Source organism: Dyadobacter frigoris, from assembly GCF_005280585.1.
GTDB classification, from domain to species: Bacteria; Bacteroidota; Bacteroidia; order Cytophagales; family Spirosomataceae; genus Dyadobacter; species Dyadobacter frigoris.
In genome coordinates this window covers 210,503-229,763 of record NZ_SZVO01000012.1, presented here as the reverse complement: position 1 = coordinate 229,763, position 19,261 = coordinate 210,503, and the positions used below count along the sequence as shown (strand labels likewise).

General features: G+C 39.5%; 13 protein-coding genes and 1 pseudogene. 7 read left to right on the top strand and 7 right to left on the bottom strand.

Going from position 1 to position 19,261, the window contains the following annotated elements; genetic code table 11:
• Positions 1-13: 13 nt before the first annotated feature.
• Positions 14-1,035, bottom strand: a pseudogene (locus tag FDK13_RS24240) (pectinesterase family protein).
• 6 nt (positions 1,036-1,041) lie between these two features.
• Complete coding sequence (locus FDK13_RS24235; RefSeq protein WP_220417416.1) at positions 1,042-3,186, bottom strand: hypothetical protein; 2,145 nt, start codon at positions 3,184-3,186, stop codon at positions 1,042-1,044.
• Between the two features lie 1,219 nt (positions 3,187-4,405).
• Here FDK13_RS24235 and FDK13_RS24230 point away from each other — a divergent pair.
• Complete coding sequence (locus tag FDK13_RS24230) at positions 4,406-5,137, top strand: SDR family oxidoreductase (protein WP_137342591.1); 732 nt, start codon at positions 4,406-4,408, stop codon at positions 5,135-5,137.
• Positions 5,138-5,143: 6 nt separating this feature from the next.
• Here FDK13_RS24230 and FDK13_RS24225 read toward each other — a convergent pair whose 3' ends face one another.
• The 4 genes from FDK13_RS24225 to FDK13_RS24210 all read right to left on the bottom strand — a co-directional run bounded on the left by FDK13_RS24225 (position 5,144) and on the right by FDK13_RS24210 (position 7,940).
• Positions 5,144-6,169, bottom strand: a complete 1,026-nt coding sequence (locus FDK13_RS24225) for a phosphotransferase (protein WP_137342590.1) — start codon at positions 6,167-6,169, stop codon at positions 5,144-5,146.
• 11 nt (positions 6,170-6,180) lie between these two features.
• A complete protein-coding gene (locus FDK13_RS24220) occupies positions 6,181-6,612 on the bottom strand; it encodes a MarR family winged helix-turn-helix transcriptional regulator (RefSeq protein ID WP_220417415.1) in 432 nt (143 codons plus the stop codon).
• Positions 6,613-6,683: 71 nt separating this feature from the next.
• The gene (locus FDK13_RS24215) at positions 6,684-7,016 is read right to left on the bottom strand and encodes a YegP family protein (protein ID WP_137342589.1); all 333 of its coding nucleotides are present in this window, start codon (positions 7,014-7,016) and stop codon (positions 6,684-6,686) included.
• Between the two features lie 75 nt (positions 7,017-7,091).
• Entirely contained in the window at positions 7,092-7,940 is an 849-nt protein-coding gene (locus tag FDK13_RS24210) for a helix-turn-helix domain-containing protein (protein ID WP_137342588.1), read from the bottom strand.
• 182 nt (positions 7,941-8,122) lie between these two features.
• On the opposite strand from FDK13_RS24210, the gene FDK13_RS24205 reads away from it, so the two are divergent.
• Positions 8,123-9,010 carry an SDR family oxidoreductase gene (locus FDK13_RS24205; protein WP_137342587.1) on the top strand — a complete coding sequence of 296 codons (888 nt, stop codon included), beginning with the start codon at positions 8,123-8,125 and terminating at the stop codon, positions 9,008-9,010.
• A 261-nt stretch (positions 9,011-9,271) separates the two neighbouring features.
• On the opposite strand, the gene FDK13_RS24200 is transcribed toward FDK13_RS24205, so the two are convergent.
• The gene (locus tag FDK13_RS24200) at positions 9,272-9,736 is read right to left on the bottom strand and encodes a peroxiredoxin (RefSeq protein WP_137342586.1); all 465 of its coding nucleotides are present in this window, start codon (positions 9,734-9,736) and stop codon (positions 9,272-9,274) included.
• Positions 9,737-10,305: 569 nt separating this feature from the next.
• Here FDK13_RS24200 and FDK13_RS24195 point away from each other — a divergent pair.
• The 5 genes from FDK13_RS24195 to FDK13_RS24175 all read left to right on the top strand — a co-directional run bounded on the left by FDK13_RS24195 (position 10,306) and on the right by FDK13_RS24175 (position 19,251).
• Positions 10,306-10,971, top strand: coding sequence for a sterol desaturase family protein (locus FDK13_RS24195; RefSeq protein WP_137342585.1), 666 nt, complete (start codon positions 10,306-10,308; stop codon positions 10,969-10,971).
• A 282-nt stretch (positions 10,972-11,253) separates the two neighbouring features.
• Positions 11,254-11,979: a lipid A-modifier LpxR family protein gene (locus tag FDK13_RS24190; RefSeq protein ID WP_137342584.1), complete on the top strand. Its 726-nt coding sequence runs from the start codon at positions 11,254-11,256 to the stop codon at positions 11,977-11,979.
• Positions 11,980-12,299: 320 nt separating this feature from the next.
• On the top strand, positions 12,300-14,672 hold the full coding sequence (locus FDK13_RS24185; protein ID WP_137342583.1) for a GAF domain-containing protein: 2,373 nt from the start codon (positions 12,300-12,302) through the stop codon (positions 14,670-14,672).
• Positions 14,673-14,931: 259 nt separating this feature from the next.
• The gene (locus FDK13_RS24180) at positions 14,932-16,056 is read left to right on the top strand and encodes an efflux RND transporter periplasmic adaptor subunit (protein WP_137342582.1); all 1,125 of its coding nucleotides are present in this window, start codon (positions 14,932-14,934) and stop codon (positions 16,054-16,056) included.
• 18 nt (positions 16,057-16,074) lie between these two features.
• On the top strand, positions 16,075-19,251 hold the full coding sequence (locus FDK13_RS24175; protein ID WP_137342581.1) for an efflux RND transporter permease subunit: 3,177 nt from the start codon (positions 16,075-16,077) through the stop codon (positions 19,249-19,251).
• The last annotated feature ends 10 nt before the right edge of the window (positions 19,252-19,261 follow it).

Genomic DNA, 19,261 nt, shown 5'->3' with positions numbered 1-19,261 from the left:
AAATGCCACCTTTTCACTTAACACCCAGCGGATTCCAGTGATCATAACCGCCAAGAATTTTCTCAACTGTATACCCGTCCGCTTCTTTTGCGGTCAGCTGTCTCGACCATTTAACCCGTTCCTTTATCGTTGCACCATTTCCTGTATTTCCAAATTCCGCATAATACGCAGTTTTTGTTTTTTCGGAAAACATAACATCGCCTGTCCACGGATCCCAGCCCGCCGGAAAAATATGCGGGCCTAGATCAGATTTAATAAAAACGGTTTTGGCAAAAGGTCGCCACGGTCGTCCCAGAAATACCTTTTGCGCGGATGCATCCGAGATAAGTTTGCAATTAAAAAACACAAATCCGAATCGTTGTCCCGGGCGCGTTGAAGCGGCCGTTACATAGGAATCAGACAGACTTTTAATGATACAATTTTGAAAAACGGCTGTTGCTTCTCCAAAAATAAAATCAACGGTTCCTTCAATATAACAATCCTGAAAATATTGCCGGGTATTTTCGCCAGCGGCATAAAGCGTGTCCTGATTTCCCAGCATCCGACAATTTTTAATCACACACCGATCCGCCTCCACATGGAGTGCTACCGCGCCTGCCCCACTCTTCCCGAACTATTTTCGATCGTCAGGTTTTCGGCTGCGAAATCATTCCCTTGCACCAAAACGGTAAAAGTTGTGTAGGTTACAAATTTTTCATTGCCAAACAGATCTTTCCCCGGCCTCTCAACCGGTTTTCCGGAATAATCATTATGTGTAATAATCGTATTGGCAGCATCTTCGCCGATAAGTGAAATCGCCGTTTTCCAGGACGGAATCACCAGTTTTTCGCGATACGTACCTTTCTTTATGTAAATTTTCACCCGCTCCTGCCCCAAATCTCTTACAGAATTTACAGCTTCCTGAATGGTCTTATAATTTCCACTTCCATCCTGCGCTACGGTTATCGTTTTTGGCAATATTTTATCCTGTGCGACCACATCTTTTTTAACCAAAAGAAAAAAAATAACGGCCAGTATTAATTTTAAATAATTCATCTGATATCAGGGTTGTGGTTTAAGGCCTTCCCATCTTACTTTCCACTTTCCGTTTTTGGGAAAGCCCGGATCAGGGATTTTATTATCGCCAAAACCTGCGCACATTAAGGCGATAGCAGCAAGCAAACCACCATTTCCGGGCAAATAGATCGTAAGTCTTTTATCCTGATAATTGTGGCCGTTTGGCAAATAAGTATTGGTGGTTATATTTTTAAAAAGTGCGTCTATCGCTTCCTCCGGCTGATGAAGACGCGTAGCAGTCATCGCAATCATAGGAAAATCCCAGCCCCAGGTACGCTCCCAATGCCAGACTTTTTCAATGGTATCATACGTTTTCTGCATGATCTGCGTATCAACAAATTCGTTTGACGGAAGAGTGCTCAGGGCAGCAAGTACAGCCGGATGATCAATCGTATATTTGCTTTCGGGAGAATATGAATCTTCAACACTTTCGGCAGCTTTATAAACCCCATCTTTTTGAGCAAGAGGCGTGAGTTTTTCGATCACATTTTGCCATTCTTTATCCGGCTGCATTCCTAAGCGAACCCGCCACTTCTGGGCAACTTGTAAAGCCCATTTCCAGTAGGCAAGTTCATATGGTGAATTGAACGTTTCAAGTGGATTATAACATTCCTGAGCAGGTATAATGCCCTTTCCCAGATTGTACCGATTGGTGGCAGGATCATACTCTGCAAACGAGGCCATGAATTCGGCACTGCCAAAAATCAGCTTCTGGTATTTTTCCAGAACAGCTTTAGACGGATTATTACGATAAATCAATTCTGCCAGATAAATCACATGCGGCTGCTGCCAGATAAGAAAAGAACCTACCGACCATGGCGATTCGACACCGGCATGATCCGTCATCTTTTGCCACCTGACACCTTTGTATCCTTGCCTTTTGGCAATATCTACTGCACCTTCATAGGCACTAAAATACCAGTTCATTCCCTTTTCCAGCAAATCTGTTCGTCCCCAGAGAGCATAGTGTGCCGCGTGCCACCAGTACATTTCCATATGCGGTTTCCCGAACCAGCTATTGTAAGTTAGCCCGGTTTCTTGCGGAGGAAAATTTCCGGCACATTGCACCCGCGTCAGATATTGGGAAAGAATAATCCGCCTTTCAAGCTCATCCGCGCGGTTATCCGTACTTCCTTTTAAATCGATTGCTGCTCCCGACAACCAAAATTTCTCCCAGCCAGACACACTGCTTTTCTCAATTTCATTAAATGTTGAATTCGGATTGATCGTTTTTTCTGGTGAAAACGACACAGAAATTTCAAAACTGCCGTTCGCATTTGGGAGCAGATTGAAATCATGATCACCTGTTTTACTAATTGTGGCATCGTCTTTCCACTTCGCCGTTACATAATATTGATCATTATCGAGCTTGCGGCTAAACAAAGCGGATAATTCATCTGGCTGGCTTAACACTGTTTGATGCGAAGAATTGTTAGTATAATTTGTGCCGACGTCTGTAAACTGATTTGTCGGGTAAGGAAATCTGAACCTGATTTTCAGCCTTTTTGATTTAAGTAATTCTGATTCAATCTTCACCGCAATAATATCTTTCTCCGCGTCAGCGTAGGTAATAACTTTTACCGCTGATCCTTCAACCGAAAAATTGCTTGTAATCTGTCCTGTCCATACATTCAGTTCCTGATTTATTGCCTGAATGTCTTGTGGCTTTGCAACAGAACCATCCTTTTTAATAATTTCAAAACCGACGTTTCCCAATTGAAGTCGTGCAGGATTTTCTCTGAAATAATTTACTGCCTTTCTATTTCTTGCCGGTTCATTTATTTGCACTGAATACAGGCTATTGGGATGTCCGTTAAAATTATAGGGTTTCAAAGTTTCGCTGAATTTCAATTCATCAGAATTGGGAAATGAATGCCAGCCCCACTCCGACTGTGTTCCAAGCGGAACTCCTTTGGCATAATATTCCGGAAAAGATTGCAGTCCGGTAACATCCACGGTAAAAGCAAACTTTCCATTTCCGATGGTTAGCGAAGACAGCGTGTCTACTGATTTAACTTGTACATTATGCCTGTTTACAACCAACTTCCGATCGATTTTCTGAGTAAAAGTATTATCAGCCCAACTTAACCATATTACAAAAAAACCAGTTATAATATATTTATTTATCAACGTAAAACCCGATTTAGAGATTGAATTATCTTTTGGTCAATTTAATATAGTTCAGCAAAAATTATTTCAATTCAAAATGACATTAATTGAATTATTCCGCGAATCCCGTTTAAACACCTGACCAAGGCAAAAGTTAATTACATGACCTTTTCAGATAATACCAAACACAAATAAAGGTTTTTCTACGCAAACGAAACCGGGAACGTTATCAGCTTGAACAAATCCAAAAATAAAATAAATAATTTATGGTTTTTGACTAATTTAGAAGCCAAAAATCCGAAATAGCCAAATTGTTCACTTGAACTATTTAAATGTGAAAATAGAATTCGATGTTTTGAAGCAACCAATTATCTGCCGCTTTTCTGCAAAATATGAGCCGTATAAAACCCTGGCTTTTTGTTAACTGCAATACAATATTTCCAAGATGGAATCTGATTATAAACTTTAAGATATTTTTGATCTGTTAATATAGAAGCAGTTTTATTTCAATCTTTTGATCCGTGTAATTTCGATGGAGTCAACTCCTGTCCAGATTCCGACTGGATTTTTTTATATTTCCACTTTCCACATAATAGGGACCTTCTGATCGGGAATTTTACCCCTGAACCGGCGATGTTGCAGACTGCGGTCGTTATGATTACTGTCGTTCCGTCATCATGTTTTGCAGAAGGTGATTGCCAAAATACAATAGATATTTAAGAAGCGAATTTCTCAGATTTAATAAATAACCTCAAATTTCACTTTTGTATCTTCTGAAAATTTGGGAATTACTGCAAAATAAACAGCCTGTGTCTTCACAGCACTTATTATACCCTCTGTCGGTGCGACCAATGTTACTGAAAATATAATTGTTTCGTTCGAACAATCACTGGTTACGTTCTTTTTTTCAATTTTGACAAGCGTTCTGGTATGGTAACTACCTAATAAAAGTGTTTGTCAAAATTAATTGGAGTGGCTCTGCTGTTGGCCACATAGTTAAAATATTGACTTTGAGATGTGATGATCAACTTCACAATTTTCGCGGTATCAAAAAGCATTAAAGTTTACTGCCACTTTAAATTTAAACGAAAAAGAAAACGCTCGTCGCCAATTCATAACGATGTATTTGATTGGCATAATTTAAATTCCTGAGTCCAAATCTAAATTTGTATTGCTGAAAATCATAAATAAATTAACAGCATCTGAAAGATACTATTTACAGGTTTACCAAAATTAAGAAATGGAAAATATCGAAAATAAAGTAATCGTCATTACCGGAGCAAGCAGTGGTATAGGCGCAGCCACAGCTCGCAAACTGATAAAACTTGGAGCAAAGGTAGTTCTGGCAGCCAGAAGAGAAGATCAGCTAAAACTTTTGGCCGAAGAACTGGGCGAAAATGCCATGTATGTGGTAACGGATGTAAGCAAACGTTCTGATCTGGACAATCTGGTGAGGCAAACAATTGACAGATTCGGAGATGTGGATGTATTCTGGAATAATGCTGGTATTATGCCGGTTTCTTTTTTTGAAGAAGGGCATGTAGAGGAATGGGACCAAATGATTGATATAAATATTAAAGGCGTTTTGTACGGAATCAATGCCGTTTTACCACACATGCTGCGAAGAGGTCAGGGCCATATTCTGGCAACTTCTTCTGTTGGCGGGATCAAAACCACGCCCGGCATTGGCGTGTATAGCGGAACCAAGTTTGCAGTAAAAGCAATAATGGAAACCCTGCGTGAAGAAGTTGCCCGAACGATAAAGGTAACCACTGTTTTTCCCGGTGCTACAAAGTCAGAGTTAGGTCACGACATTACCAGCCCGATGATAAAATCCGCTTTCAGTAATTTACAGAATATGCCAAAAATGGAGGAAGAGGCCATTTCTAACGCTGTTATATATGCTATCAGCCAGCCCGGAAATATCAGTGTAAACGAAATCGTGTTGAGACCGCTTGGACAAACACGATAATTTAATTCACCGGTTCATGATATCAATAGACAAATTGAAACGTGGCAATCGCATATTTTTCAAGGATTCATTAATCATTGCTTTTCCAAAAATCATCTGACCTTCATAAGAAGAAATCTGCATGGTACCAGCACGCATTCGCTCACCGATTTCCTTTAAATCAGGTACTTCCATATCGTTACCATGGTTTTCTCCCGCAGGTTTCAATTTATCTGCCAGTTTAAACATTAGCATGGCATAAACAATCCTGCACGTTTGCCGCATTAAAAAGAATCTGGCGGTTTTATATTCATCCAAAACACCTTCAAAGTAATTTTCCAGAAAATATCTTTCTTGTTCGTCCGTATGTACGAAAAAATTAGCGGTAGTGGCAAGGTCAACATAACGGTCACTTTGGGACGCCACATCCCAATCTATAACCCAGATCCTTTCTCCATCGCAAGTTATATTGCTCGGATTCAAATCATTGTGACTGGAAACATTATCGCTGTCGTGCCAGGGATAATGTTTTCGGATCACATCAAAATAGTCAAAACATTCATCCAGAATAGGCCCTGCCAGCATTCCCGATTTCCTGAACTCCGTAACCAGTGTATCAATTGTGACCAGTAAGTTTTTTTCTTTTTCAAAAAGAGGCATTTGATGTATAAGCCTGATCGTTTTTGCGAGCTCCGTAAATAGTAAATCCGGCGAATTATAAACAGCCCGCAAAGGCACATTATTTATAAATGCGGTAACGGATATTCCCTCTGATTTATTCAAATAATAAACTTTTGGAGCGACACCAGCCTGAGAAGCAGTTTCCAAACAATTAAAAGTATTATCACCCGAAACAGGACTTGCATCCATATCAATTTTTAAGATATAACTCTGGCTATCCATTGCAATCTTGTAAACCAGCGAACCTGAAAGTCCGCCTTTTATCGAAGTGACGTCGGTAAGATTCACATCACCAAAGGTATCCAACAGTGCTTTTTCTACTGCTTTCAGCTTTTCAGCTGGCATTATTGAAGGTAAAAATGAAGTTTCCATCGGCTTTTATTTCAATTTATGTTACCACCTAATTGTGTCAATAATTCAAATAACATGCCATTATTTGCTGCATTTTCAGCGGAAATAATCTCCGTTGCCAATGCATTGGCAGTTCCGCTGGCATTGTTAAACAGCTGTTTCCCGGCTTCCGTAAGTATGACATAACTAACCCTCGCATCTCTTCCATTTGTCTCCCTGCCCACCAGCCCAATTTTTTCCAATGGCAAAAGTGTCCTGGTTATTCCCGAGGCAGTTATTCCCGCCTTTTCAGCAAGATCAATCCGACGCATACTTTGTCCGGCCGACTGGTTTAAAAAATACAAAATCATAAAATCCGTAAAACCAATTCCATGCATATTCAGGCGGTCAAAACGCCGGGAAACAATGGACTGGACTTTCGCAAGATTCATTAAAATAGTAAGCGACTCATTTATTGCTGACATATACTTGATTAGTCAATGATTATACAAGTATAGGTGTTTAATCATTACCGTCAAACTTTCGGAATATTCATTTAGCAGAAATCCTGAACAACTGCTTTTTCTGATCCGCTTTTAATCATTTCGATACTATTTTCCCTGGCACTTTCGATCGTGTAATGTTCCCCTTTACCAATAACCGTTCCGTCGGCTGCTTTTACTACGAAAATGTAGTTCAGATAACTGCTCGTTCTTTCATAAAATTCATCGTCCGCAGCTCTTTCGCGGATGTATTTTATGGCATCCAGACAATTTTGTTTTGAAGTAAAGCCTTCACAGGAAAGAATTAACTGGGAATTTCCGGTTGCTTTTAAAAGATAATAATACTGATTTTTTGTGCTGCTTTTAAAGACCTGGAAATTCGCCATTATCGGTAAGTTAAACTGAGAAAAGGCGCTAGTTAACTTAATATTCCCGTATTATCATAATTATAGAAACCGTTGTCAGGAATAAAATTTGCCTTCCCTGCTCATACAAAACTCTTTTCCGACGATTTCCCTTACAAACTTATGAGGCGTAGTGCCCAGGTAATGGTGAAAATCTTTAATTAAATGACTTTGATCGTGATAACCAAATTCTTCAACAAGTCCGTGCCAGTCAACTTCCTGATTTTCAAGCTTCAAAATGCTGCTTATTATCTTTTTGAAACGTAAAAAACGGAGCAATTCTTTGGGAGAATAACCAAGATATTTTTTAAAACGCAACTGAATCGTTCGTTCCGAAAGATCTGAATCCATTGCAATTGCCCGCACAGGCTGAATCATCGGATTTTCAAAATAATCAATTCCCTTTAACAAAGGTGAAGTAGCATGATCGGCATCCTGAATAAAATTGAGTCCGTACTCCTTTAACAAAACGATTTTGTCTTCTAATGAAGGCAAACTATCAAGCTGTTTCCATAAAGCAAGAAAACCTGTTATTTGTAATAATTCATCCGGATCAATAAGATCACTCTCCCCCATTCCATCCATCGGAAGCTGCATTAATCTGTAAAAACCTTGCGGATTAAATACAACAACGATCAGATTTGTTTCCGGCTGCAATTCATAAGTAAGCATTTTCCTCAACGGCCCAATTACTGCAACTTTATTGATTTTCAGATCAGCAGACGTATTATCAGCAAAAGAAAAGCCAACAGGCTTTCCAAAATTGAAGATGAGCATCATTTCCAGATTCGGTGATAAATGCTGGTATGTGGTTTCAAAATCCACCGGAGTCTGGATACAGTACAAATATTTAATCACCTCATTCAGTGGCGCATCTACATCAATATGAATTCCAGCTGGTTCCATCTTTTTCGATTTCCGACTGCTTTGGGTATGGATTTGTTTAAACAATATGACAATGAAAGTTAGATATAATTATTTGTTTTCAGTTCGCGCGGATTAACCGGATTTCGTTTTCTTACAATTTCCCCGGCAAACGCAGCTGTACTTTTGACATATTAGTTATTAATCACATAAACATTAAAAACATGCCACAGTCAAAATCAGCCAGTATTCTTATCACCGGCGCCACGGGAAATATCGGAAAAGAGCTCACAAAATATTTAGCCTCAAAGGGGATTCCTTTCCGCGCTATGGTCCGCTCGATGGATCACGCCAAAGATCTTGAGTCACTAACTTTTCCCGGCACAGAAGTTGTTTTGGGAGATTTTAACGATACCGTATCCCTCGAAAATGCCTTGAAAGGAATCGAAAAAGCATTTTTATTAACCAATTCTTCTGAACTAGCCGAGCAGCAGCAAACTGCTTTTGTAAACGCAGCCGCCCGTGCCGGTGTAAAACACATCGTAAAACTTTCCCAGTGGGCTGCGGATGTAAATTCCACTGTCCGCTTTTTGAGATATCATGCCGTTATCGAAAATCTGATCAAAGAATCCGGAATGACCTACACGTTTTTACGACCCAATTTATTTATGCAGGGACTTTTGGGTTTTCGGGAAACCATTATCAAACAAAATCAGTTTTTTGGTGCCATCGGCGATGCCAAAATCAGCATGATTGATACCCGCGATATTGCAGCAGTTGCCGGAGAAGCATTGTCATTCGCAGCGCACGAAGGTAAAACATATGACCTTACCGGCCCCGAATCACTGACACATAATCAAATGGCCGAAAAACTTTCAGTAGCCGTGGGCCGCAAAATTGAATTTATCAATATCACGCCAAAAGCTTTGAAACAAACGCTTTTGCATGTCGGTTTTCCTGAATGGCAGGCGGAAGGACTGGTTGAAGATTATGCGCATTACAAACTTGGAGAAGCTGCTGAAGTAAAATCGGGTGTTAAGGAAGCCACTGGAAACGAGGCCCGGGGTTTTGATAATTTTATAAATGATTACGCTTCTCTGTTTTCAGCCTGACATTTATTTTATAGCACCTTGAACAAAAAAACACCTACTTTGATTTCAAGGTAGGTGTTATGCATTACACTCAACGTTTTGTATTCCTTTTTCCAGAAGAAAGAATAAAGGAATAGTGCTTAAATACAATAATGTATATTAGAACGACGCAAAAGTACGTAAGCAATTCTTTAAAACAGGTAGAAATAATAATATTTCTTTGTAGAATGTTTTCTACTGCTAGATATTGCTAAGATTTTTTTGTATTAACAACAGGCCTTATTAATCTTGATTTGAATTCAAAAATCCGAGAACTTTTTCGGAGTGCGCGTTTCCGTTTAAGAAACCGCGAAACTTAAATACTATTTCCCCATTCAAATCAATTACAAAGGTCTCCCGACCGGTCAGGAAAAGTACATTTTTTATACCAAAAGCTTTAAGCAACTTATTGTCCGGATCGCTTAGCAAAGTAAATGGCAAACGGTGGTGCTGCTGAAATGCTTTATGACTTGCTACCGTGCCGGAATTTATTCCGATCACCATAGCTCCAGCATCCTGATAATCCGCGTAACTATCCCGAAAGGCACAGGCTTCCTTAGTACAAACTGCACTTTCATCTTTTGGATAAAAATAAATAACCATCTTTTTCTTACCCAGATAATCTGCGCTGGAAAAAGTATTCCCATCCTGGTCTTTAAGAATAAATGCCGGGAGCAGATTTCCTGTCAAAAGGGCTTTGTTTTTCATGATTCTGTTTTTTAAATGCTGCTAATTAATTTCTGATGATGCAAAACTCAACAGAATCCGTATCAAAAAATTTCACCTATGTTAAAATCGGTTGAAATTTAATTTCTGCCGTCATCGCTTTTTATCATTTGTTAAATGGAAGCCCATGTATTTCCGGAAACTTTGACCTCTCAAAATAACTGGTATATGTACATCTTTAACCCTCGATTAGCCATTTATAAAAGTGTATCCAAATCTGATATTTGTTAATGTAAATAAGCACGAAAGAATACGATTTGAACTGCTCGATTTCAGAACCGGGAATTCTGTCCACAGATGACTAAAATTTAAAGCTGAAATTCAGCTGGTCAAAATTCTGTAACCTTATTGTGAATATTGATTTATACAAAGGAAAAGTATTTCAAAAGATCGGAAACATTATTTTTTGTAAAATCCTGACATTCTTTGGCTCGATTTTTTTGATAAATATCGCCGTGAGAATTAACCTCATACCAAAAATGGGAAGCCGGTGAATTATTGCCCTGCTTGCAAAAAAATAAATATTAAATCGATTAACAGACCAAACTGAGATGGCCAGAAACTATATTTCCAATTCGAAAGATTCTGTCAGAATGTTCAAAAGCAATCTTCTGGAATCGCTGTCCAAAGTGCATTTTTCGGTACCACTTTTCATTTTCATTCCTGTTATAATTTACTTCACGTATCAGGCCTTTGGGATCGAAAAAATGCAGATAATTCCGTTTTTGAGCTACTATTTGCTCGGATTATTTATCTGGTCGCTTACCGAATATGTCATGCACCGATTCATTTTTCATCTCGAACCAATGCCCGGTGTCAAGTGGATGGAACGGGTTCATTTTATTTTTCATGGTGTCCATCATGATTATCCCAGCGATGCCCGGCGTCTTGTTCTCCCACCGTCGGTAAGTATTCCGCTTTCGACAGGTTTTTACCTTTTGTTTTCTCTATTTCTTGATCCGGCTCAGCTGGCAGCATTTTTCTCGGCATTTATTACTGGTTATCTATGCTACGATATGATGCATTATGCTTTTCATCATGCCAATTTTAAAAATAAATACTGGAAAAAATTAAAAGATCATCACATGCTGCATCATTACGCAGATGCACATAAAGGTTATGGTGTAAGTTCAGTTTTCTGGGATAAAATTTTTCTATCGGACTTTGAAAAAAAGAATGAAAAGATAAGAACAGATAACAAGCAACTTGCAGATTGATTGAGATGTTGTACGTATAATGATACCAAAGGCAGCTGATAAAACGAGTATAAAACCATTCATATATACAACACCAACCTGCATCAAGACATTTTATATCAACATGTTAAATTCTATTTTTGTATAGTTAATGTAAGGTATGCCACGGGACTTTTTCCTAACAAAAAGAAATCATCATGACAATCGGAATTATCGGAGCCGGTAGAATAGCCAAAACTTCTCATTTGAATCTGCTGCATTTTGCATTCTTCTTTTTGATATTCTGATTTTAATAATAGGAAGATCTTTTCTATACGCTGCCAAATAAATTTTGGCCATAAGATCACAAAAGTTACCTACTCCGGCGCACTTTTCATTACGCATTCACTTTCCTCTTATAACAAAGACAAAAAATACAATTTCCAGACCGAACTTGTCGCCGGTATACGAGGCCCCGCATCATTTGCCCGACAGACACATGTATGGATTCACCATGTCATCCACGACGAAACGCCAATGGGCTGGCAAAACCACTGTAATTCAAAAGCCCTGCTAAACGCAAATTTCATAGCAGAAAAGCAACTGACCGGGATTAAGCAGTTTGCAGAAATTATTGCAGGAGCGCAAATCTCGGCAGGCACCATGACCAATTCCATTACGATTTATCCATTAATCCGTATCGGAAAAATGAATCCTTACTTTAATGGCTTTTTTAGTCAGTTCAGCACGGTGTCCGCCAGCGGGACAAAAAGGAAAATGCAGTTTTATTTCTTTATAAAACCAAAGTTCACTTTGCTTGCAAGTAACGCGATCATGCATGGAGGAATTCAACGGAAAACCGAGTTGGAACGCAAAACAGAACCTGCCTTCAGCTCCAATATAAATCATTTTATTGCTGAAATGGATTTTGGAACTGTACTTAGTATTGACAATTTCAGTATTTCCTATACCCAAAAACCATGTACGGCATACAACAAAGGTTTGTATAGTCACAATGTTGGTAATATTTCACTTTATTTTAGTTGGTAAAACAATATAAAATAAGTTAATAAAAAGATTCTATTTAATTTTTCAAAGTAAAGACTGACTAACGTATAGCCATATTCGATAGTATATACAATTGTACCTATCGGTTACAATAATAAGTAATCTGGAATTTAAATTACCTACATGTTAAGTCTTTTTTAATCATTTTTTTAAAATATTTAATTATTTAAAGAAATTTTGAATTATTTCCATATTATTCCTCACATCTGGAACGATCATTCAATAATATCGCTTGTCTAATTATATCCTCAATTCAGCTACCGAATAAAAGGAGTCAAAACAAAGTGTAAAGCAAAAAGGAAATGTATCTGGCAAAATCTTATACCGACCAATCTTCCATACAGCGGAAAACCTTTGAAATCAAAAATAACGATTTCAGGCCTGCTGCGATGGAGTCTGCTTTATCTTTCCGGCCTTTTGTGGTGCATTTGAAAAATATGCTGAAAGATCAGCCTTCGGTAAAATCTGAATTTTACAGGTATGTGATCAGCAAGTTTGAAAATGAAATGACCAAAGGATCTGCTGTCATGATCCGGGATTCGGCAAGGTATAAGGAGCTGATGGAATTGGTTTATATGATTCTGACACCTTTGGCAACCAATGAAAAGGAACATTTCTGGGCATTGAGCACACCGATTCCTGACAAAATATTTTTCAGTACCGACGGATTTTACAATTTTCTTACCCAGCAAACTTCTTCCGGCCCTGACATCACAATCAGCCCGGTAGAATTGTATAAAAATCAGCAGACGCAGTATCTGTACAGACTAATTCTGGATCGCCTGTACAAAATACCGACCCATGCGAAAAACGAGGTTTTGTATCAATATACCGATGTAACGACAAATCTGCCTAAATCCTACTCGATTTACACAGATACCCGTTTCATAGATATTCAGCCAAAGGGAAACTTGCCGCAGCTGGATTACAAAGCGATGGAACCTTACCTTTTGGAAGGTGCAGACACGGCACCGCTTGAAGAATTGTTGCCGTTGAGAAGCTTCCGGTTTGAAGGTTTTTCTGTTATTACGATGATCGATGTTACCGCTGCCCAGGCGACGGAAATCATCAGAGGCGTTTTGGTGAATCATGAATATCATACTTGCAAAAATGAATCCGTCATTCAGGCGTTAAAAACACTAGCCGGAAATGATAAGATTGATTTTGGGTTAATTCCGTCTTTTCAAATCAATGGGAAGTTTGTTGTCGCCAAAGCAGAATGTTCGCAGAGTATGGTTGTTGAGGCTGCCAAAAAATACGGGATGACTCAGCAAACTTTTGATACGTTGGTCACAGAATATTTTGCAAATCCGGAAATGGTCGTTTTCAACCATTTGTCAAAAGACTCGCTTTCGGAACATCCACTTTTAAAATTGCTGATTGCAGAAGGAATTTCTTCTTATGCGCTGGTTCCTGTTTTTTATAACAAAACGATGGCGGGAATTCTGGAAGTTTTTTCAAAAGATGACGTTTTGCTGGATGACGCTATTTTTTCCAGGTTACAAACAGCGCTTCCATTAATCGCTCAGCTGTTAAAATATAGTACCGAGGAATTTGATGCCAAGATTGAAACGATCATCCGTGACAAGTTCACGCCGCTTCAACCTTCGGTACAATGGAAATTTAATCAGGCAGCGTGGCATTATCTCGAAAAAAGTATAGGAAACACAAAAATAGCTGATATAGAAACCGTTACATTTGAAAAAGTTCATCCTTTGTACGGAGCTATTGACATTCGTAATTCCACTTTTGAGCGTAACCGGGCAGTTAAAGAAGATATCAAAAATCAGCTTACACTTTTAACGGGGACTTTAAGTTCGCTTAAAAAAATGATTAAAATGGAAACCGCAGAAACGCTGGTTTGTGCCTGCGACAGATGGTCTTCCGAAATCAATGAATATCTTTCTTCTGCTGATGAAATTGCATTAAACCGTTTTCTGGATGCGGAAGTGAATCCGTTTTTGAACCGTATAAAAATAGAATATCCGGTTGCAAAAGATATTGTTGACTTCTATTTTGCGGCGTTGGATGAAACTGCCGGAATGGCTTTTGAAAACCGAAGAAAACTGGAAAGTTCTCTTCAGCTGATTAATACTTCCGTTGCAGGTTATATTGAGAACGCTCAGAAATCATTGAAATCAGCTTATCCGTTTTATTTTGAAAAATTCAGAACCGATGGCATTGAGTATGATATGTACATCGGGCAATCCATGGCGCCGGAAAAACCGTTTGATGAAATCTATCTTAAAAACCTGCGTCTATGGCAATTGACTTCGATGGCAGAAATCGCGAGGTTAACTGAAAAGCTTTTGCCCCAAATGGAAAAGCCGCTCAGGACCACCCAGATGATATTTATTCATTCTAATGCGATCAATATCAATTTTAGGAATGACGAGCGCAGATTTGACGTGGAAGGAGCATACAATATTCGTTATGAAATAATCAAAAAACGGATTGACAAAGCCCTCGTGCGCGACAGCCGTGAGCGCCTGACGCAGCCGGGAAAAATAGCCCTGGTTTATTTCAATGACCACGAAGCCGAAGAATACGTTGAATACATCAGCGATTTACAGGAAATGGGTCTGCTTGACAATAATCTGGAATATCTTGAACTGGAAGAATTACAGGGCGTAATCGGTTTGAAAGCGTTGAGAATCGGCGTAAAACATTTGTAATAACAAATCGTGATACTGATCAAAAAATTCGTAAATCCGATTAGCAAGGGCGCTTTTAAAATATAATTATCATCAGATTTCTTCTAATAAAAACATCACCCAGAGTCTTATTTAGCATCAATTAAAACTTTTTTCCAAGATATCGTGAAATTATTGAACGATCATTCCAAAATAAACATTATTAGTCAGAACCTACAAAAAAGTTACAAATCTTCAATTCATAAAAATCAATTTTTCAATTAATATTAATACCACAATCATGAAAAATATTCTTTTAGCACTTGCTATTTTCCTTTACGGATGTGCACCAAAACAGGAGGCTCCAACAACACCTCCCCCACCAACATTACCGGTTGTTGAAATTGTATCAGGACTTGCCACAACATATCAGGAATATCCAGCTTCCGTTGAAGGAACGGTCAATGTTGAAATTCGTCCGCAAGTAGCCGGTTATCTTGATAAAGTTTTTGTAGACGAAGGCGCATATGTTAAAGCCGGTCAACCCCTTTTCAAAATCAACGACCAGCCTTTCCGCGAGCAGCTTAATAATGCAAAAGCAAGTTTGAGTGCTGCAAATGCAACCCTGATCAATACGCAGCTTGAAATTGACAAATTCACACCGTTGGTGGCCAATAAAGTTATTTCAGATTATCAGCTTAAATCTGCGAAAGCTGCTAATAGTGTGGCACTTGCCAATGTTGAACAGGCAAAAGCTATGGTAGGAACTGCTCAGATCAACCTGGGTTATTCGACAGTAAAAGCCCCGGTTAACGGTTTTGTTGGACGATTTCCAAAGAAAAAAGGCAGTCTGGTTTCGCCAACTGATCCGGAAGCTTTAACCCAACTTTCAGATGTTCAGGAAGTTCGTGTTTACTTTGCACTTGGAGAAGATGATTTTATCAATTTCAAAAAACAATACGGCGGAGCAACTCTGAACGACAAATTGAAAAAAATGGACCCGATCTCACTTCTTTTGGCTGACCAGACGGTTTATCCAACACAAGGAAAAATCGATATGATCGACGGACAGTTTGACAAAAACACAGGAGCGATCACGATGCGCGCCACTTTCAAAAATGCACAAGGTTTGCTTCGCTCGGGAAATACTGGTAAAGTAAGGTTGAGTCTGCAACATGATTCTGCGATTCTGGTACCTCAGTCGGCTACAATTGAAATGCAGGACAAAGTCTTCGTATATACTGTATCGTCAGACAATAAAGTGAAGAAAATGCCGATTACCATTGTGGGAAAAAGCGGCAAGGATTATCTGGTAAAAGACGGTGTCAAAGCGGGAGACAGAATTGTTTTCTCCGGGCTGGATATCTTACAGGAAGGCATTGCCATCACGCCTGAAAAAGCAAAACCGGCTCTTGCCCAAAATTAAAAACTTAAAGTCAAAATCATGTTTAAGAAATTCATAGACAGACCTGTCTTAGCCACCGTAATTTCCATATTGCTGGTCATACTCGGAGTGCTCGGACTAACAAACTTACCTTTGCAGCAGTTTCCGGATATTGCTCCGCCTGCGGTTCAGGTTATTGCAAATTACCCAGGCGCAAATGCCGAAACTGTTCTGCGTTCAGTTGCTCCCTCCCTTGAAGAATCCATAAACGGGGTTGAAAATATGAGCTACATGAGCTCTACGGCGAGTAATGACGGATCTTTGGTCATTACCGTTTATTTCAAACTGGGTACCAATCCTGATCAGGCAGCGGTGAATGTTCAAAACCGCGTATCCCAGGCTACAAGCCAGTTGCCAGCGGAAGTGATCCAGGCGGGTGTTACGACAGCGAAACAGCAAAACAGCCTTTTAATGGTTGTTGATCTTTACTCGGAAGATGAAGCAACCTATGATCAGACGTTTCTTGCCAACTATGCGCAGATCAATATTATTCCTGAAATCAAACGGATTAAAGGTGTTGGTCAGTCGATTATTTTTGGTGGAAATAAAGATTACTCGATGCGTGTCTGGCTGAATCCTAGTCAGTTGGCTACTTACAATCTGACGCCAAACGAAGTAATGGCTGCAATTAAAGACAAAAACCTTGAAGCGGCGCCGGGTAAATTTGGAGAGAACAGTACGGAATCTTTTGAGTATGTAATCAAGTACAAAGGGAAGCTGAACAAACCGGAAGAATACGAAAATATCATCATCCGGTCAAATGCTGACGGTTCGATTTTGAGATTGAAAGACTTGGCCAGAATTGAATTTGGTTCATATACATACGGAAACTTTACCCGCGTAAATGGTAAACAAGGTGTCAATATTGCTACCATGCAGCTTGCGGGTTCCAATGCTAACGAAATCCAGATCGCGATTCAGGAATTGATGGAAAAAGCTTCGAAGGATTTCCCGAAAGGCATGAAACATTTGATTCTTTACAATACCAAAGATTCTCTGGATCAGTCAATTGAGCAGGTTAAACATACTTTGATTGAAGCTTTTATACTCGTTTTCATCGTTGTATATATTTTCCTTCAGGATTTCCGTTCTACTCTGATTCCTGCAATTGCAGTACCGGTAGCGATTTTAGGAACATTCTTTTTCATGTCTCTTTTCGGGTTTTCAATTAACCTTCTTACACTTTTTGCACTCGTACTTGCCATCGGGATTGTCGTCGATGATGCCATTGTCGTCGTCGAGGCCGTGCATTTAAAAATGGAGAAAAAGGGGTTATCACCCAAAGCCGCTACGACTTCTGCGATGAGTGAAATCACCGGAGCGATTATTTCGATTACGTTAATTATGTCGGCTGTGTTTTTACCGGTTGGTTTTCTTGAAGGCTCAACGGGTGTATTTTACAGGCAATTTGCCTTTACGCTGGCCATCGCGATTGTGATTTCCGCTGTGAACGCCTTGACATTAAGTCCCGCACTTTGCGCGATTTTCCTGAAAGAACATCATCCTGAAACTGGTGTTTATGTTAAGAAAAGTTTCAAGGAAAAATTCTTCATCGGCTTTAACATTGGGTTTGATAAACTGACCAACAAATATGTAAACAGTCTAAGATTCCTGATTCGTTACAGATGGTTGAGCATGGGTGCACTTGCGCTGGTTGTAATTGCCACAGGTTATATGGTTAAAACTACGAAAACAGGTTTTATACCTTCTGAGGATCAAGGATTTATTGCGATTTCACTTTCTATGCCGGTTGGTGCTTCGCTTGACAGAACAACAGAAGTAATTCACCGCGCCGAACAGATTTTGGGTTCGATGGATTCGAAGAAAACGCTGATGGGGCTTTCAGGTTTTAATATCCTGACGCAGTCGTCAAGCCCTTCTTCGGCCGTAGCATTTGTACTTTTAAAACCTTCCAAAGAAAGAGGTGAAGTAAAAGATATCAACGCGATCATGAACGAGATTCGTGGAAAACTGGGAACGATTAAAGGAGCGAATTTCTTCGTCTTTACCTTCCCTACTGTTCCGGGTTTCAGTAATGTTGACGGACTTGACTTTGTATTACAAGACAGAAACGGGGGAAAACTTGACAAATTCAGTGGTGTTGCCAATAACTTCATCGGTGAATTAATGAAACGCCCTGAAATCGCAGTAGCCTTTACAGCATTCCGTGCCGATTACCCTCAGCTTGAAATGGAAGTGGATGAAGTGAAAGCAGAACAATTGAGTGTCAATGTAAAAGACATTTTGCAAACGATGCAGGCTTATTTTGGTAGCTCACAGGCATCCGATTTCAACCGTTTTGGAAAGTATTACCGGGTTATGGTACAAGCTGAAAAAGCAGATCGGACGGATCCAACTTCAATGGATGGCGTTCTTGTCAAAAACCGTTTGGGTAACATGGTGCCGATCAATACTTTGGTCAAAATGAAAAGGGTCTACGGACCAGAAACAGCTTCACGTTATAACTTGTTTAACTCGATCGGTATCAATGCGATTGCAAAACCAGGTTTCAGTTCGGGAGATGCGATCAGAGCGGTTGAAGAAGTTGCGGCCAAAAATTTACCGAACGGATTCAAATATGAATTTTCAGGTATGACAAAAGAAGAAATCTCGTCCGGAGGACAATCGGTTGTCGTTTTTGCACTGTGTTTGCTCTTCGTTTATTTCCTTCTGGCCGCACAGTATGAAAGTTATATTCTTCCATTCGCCGTTATTTTATCGATACCAACCGGGATTTTCGGAGTATTTGCAGCGATCGGTTTAACAGGAATTGAAAACAACATTTATGTTCAGGTTGCCCTGATCATGCTTATCGGTCTGCTGGCTAAAAACGCGATTTTGATCGTAGAATACGCTGTTCAAAGAAGAAAAGCCGGAAAACAATTGCTGCACGCAGCCATTGAAGCAGCCAAACTTCGTCTCCGTCCGATCATCATGACTTCACTTGCTTTTGTAGTTGGATTGATTCCAATGATGACTGCAACTGGTCCATCGGCGCAAGGAAATCACTCGATCAGCATTGGTGCCGCAGGTGGTATGATCACCGGAGTTATCCTTGGCGTATTTATTATTCCCGTTCTGTTTATCATATTCCAATATTTACAGGAACTGGTAACAGGAGAACCCGCTGCGGCTACTAAACATGAAGAAATTCATGAAATGGCTGAGGCAATTTAAAGTAAAAAAA

Bases quoted from the DNA above. Each gene is read 5' to 3' on its own strand.
- FDK13_RS24220 (WP_220417415.1), bottom strand. From the start codon at position 6,612: ATGTCAGCAATAAATGAGTCGCTTACTATTTTAATGAATCTTGCGAAA.
- FDK13_RS24175 (WP_137342581.1), top strand. From the start codon at position 16,075: ATGTTTAAGAAATTCATAGACAGACCTGTCTTAGCCACCGTAATTTCC.
- FDK13_RS24180 (WP_137342582.1), top strand. From the start codon at position 14,932: ATGAAAAATATTCTTTTAGCACTTGCTATTTTCCTTTACGGATGTGCA.
- FDK13_RS24225 (WP_137342590.1), bottom strand. From the start codon at position 6,169: ATGGAAACTTCATTTTTACCTTCAATAATGCCAGCTGAAAAGCTGAAA.
- FDK13_RS24210 (WP_137342588.1), bottom strand. From the start codon at position 7,940: ATGGAACCAGCTGGAATTCATATTGATGTAGATGCGCCACTGAATGAG.
- FDK13_RS24200 (WP_137342586.1), bottom strand. From the start codon at position 9,736: ATGAAAAACAAAGCCCTTTTGACAGGAAATCTGCTCCCGGCATTTATT.
- FDK13_RS24205 (WP_137342587.1), top strand. From the start codon at position 8,123: ATGCCACAGTCAAAATCAGCCAGTATTCTTATCACCGGCGCCACGGGA.
- FDK13_RS24230 (WP_137342591.1), top strand. From the start codon at position 4,406: ATGGAAAATATCGAAAATAAAGTAATCGTCATTACCGGAGCAAGCAGT.
- FDK13_RS24195 (WP_137342585.1), top strand. From the start codon at position 10,306: ATGGCCAGAAACTATATTTCCAATTCGAAAGATTCTGTCAGAATGTTC.
- FDK13_RS24185 (WP_137342583.1), top strand. From the start codon at position 12,300: ATGTATCTGGCAAAATCTTATACCGACCAATCTTCCATACAGCGGAAA.
- FDK13_RS24215 (WP_137342589.1), bottom strand. From the start codon at position 7,016: ATGGCGAATTTCCAGGTCTTTAAAAGCAGCACAAAAAATCAGTATTAT.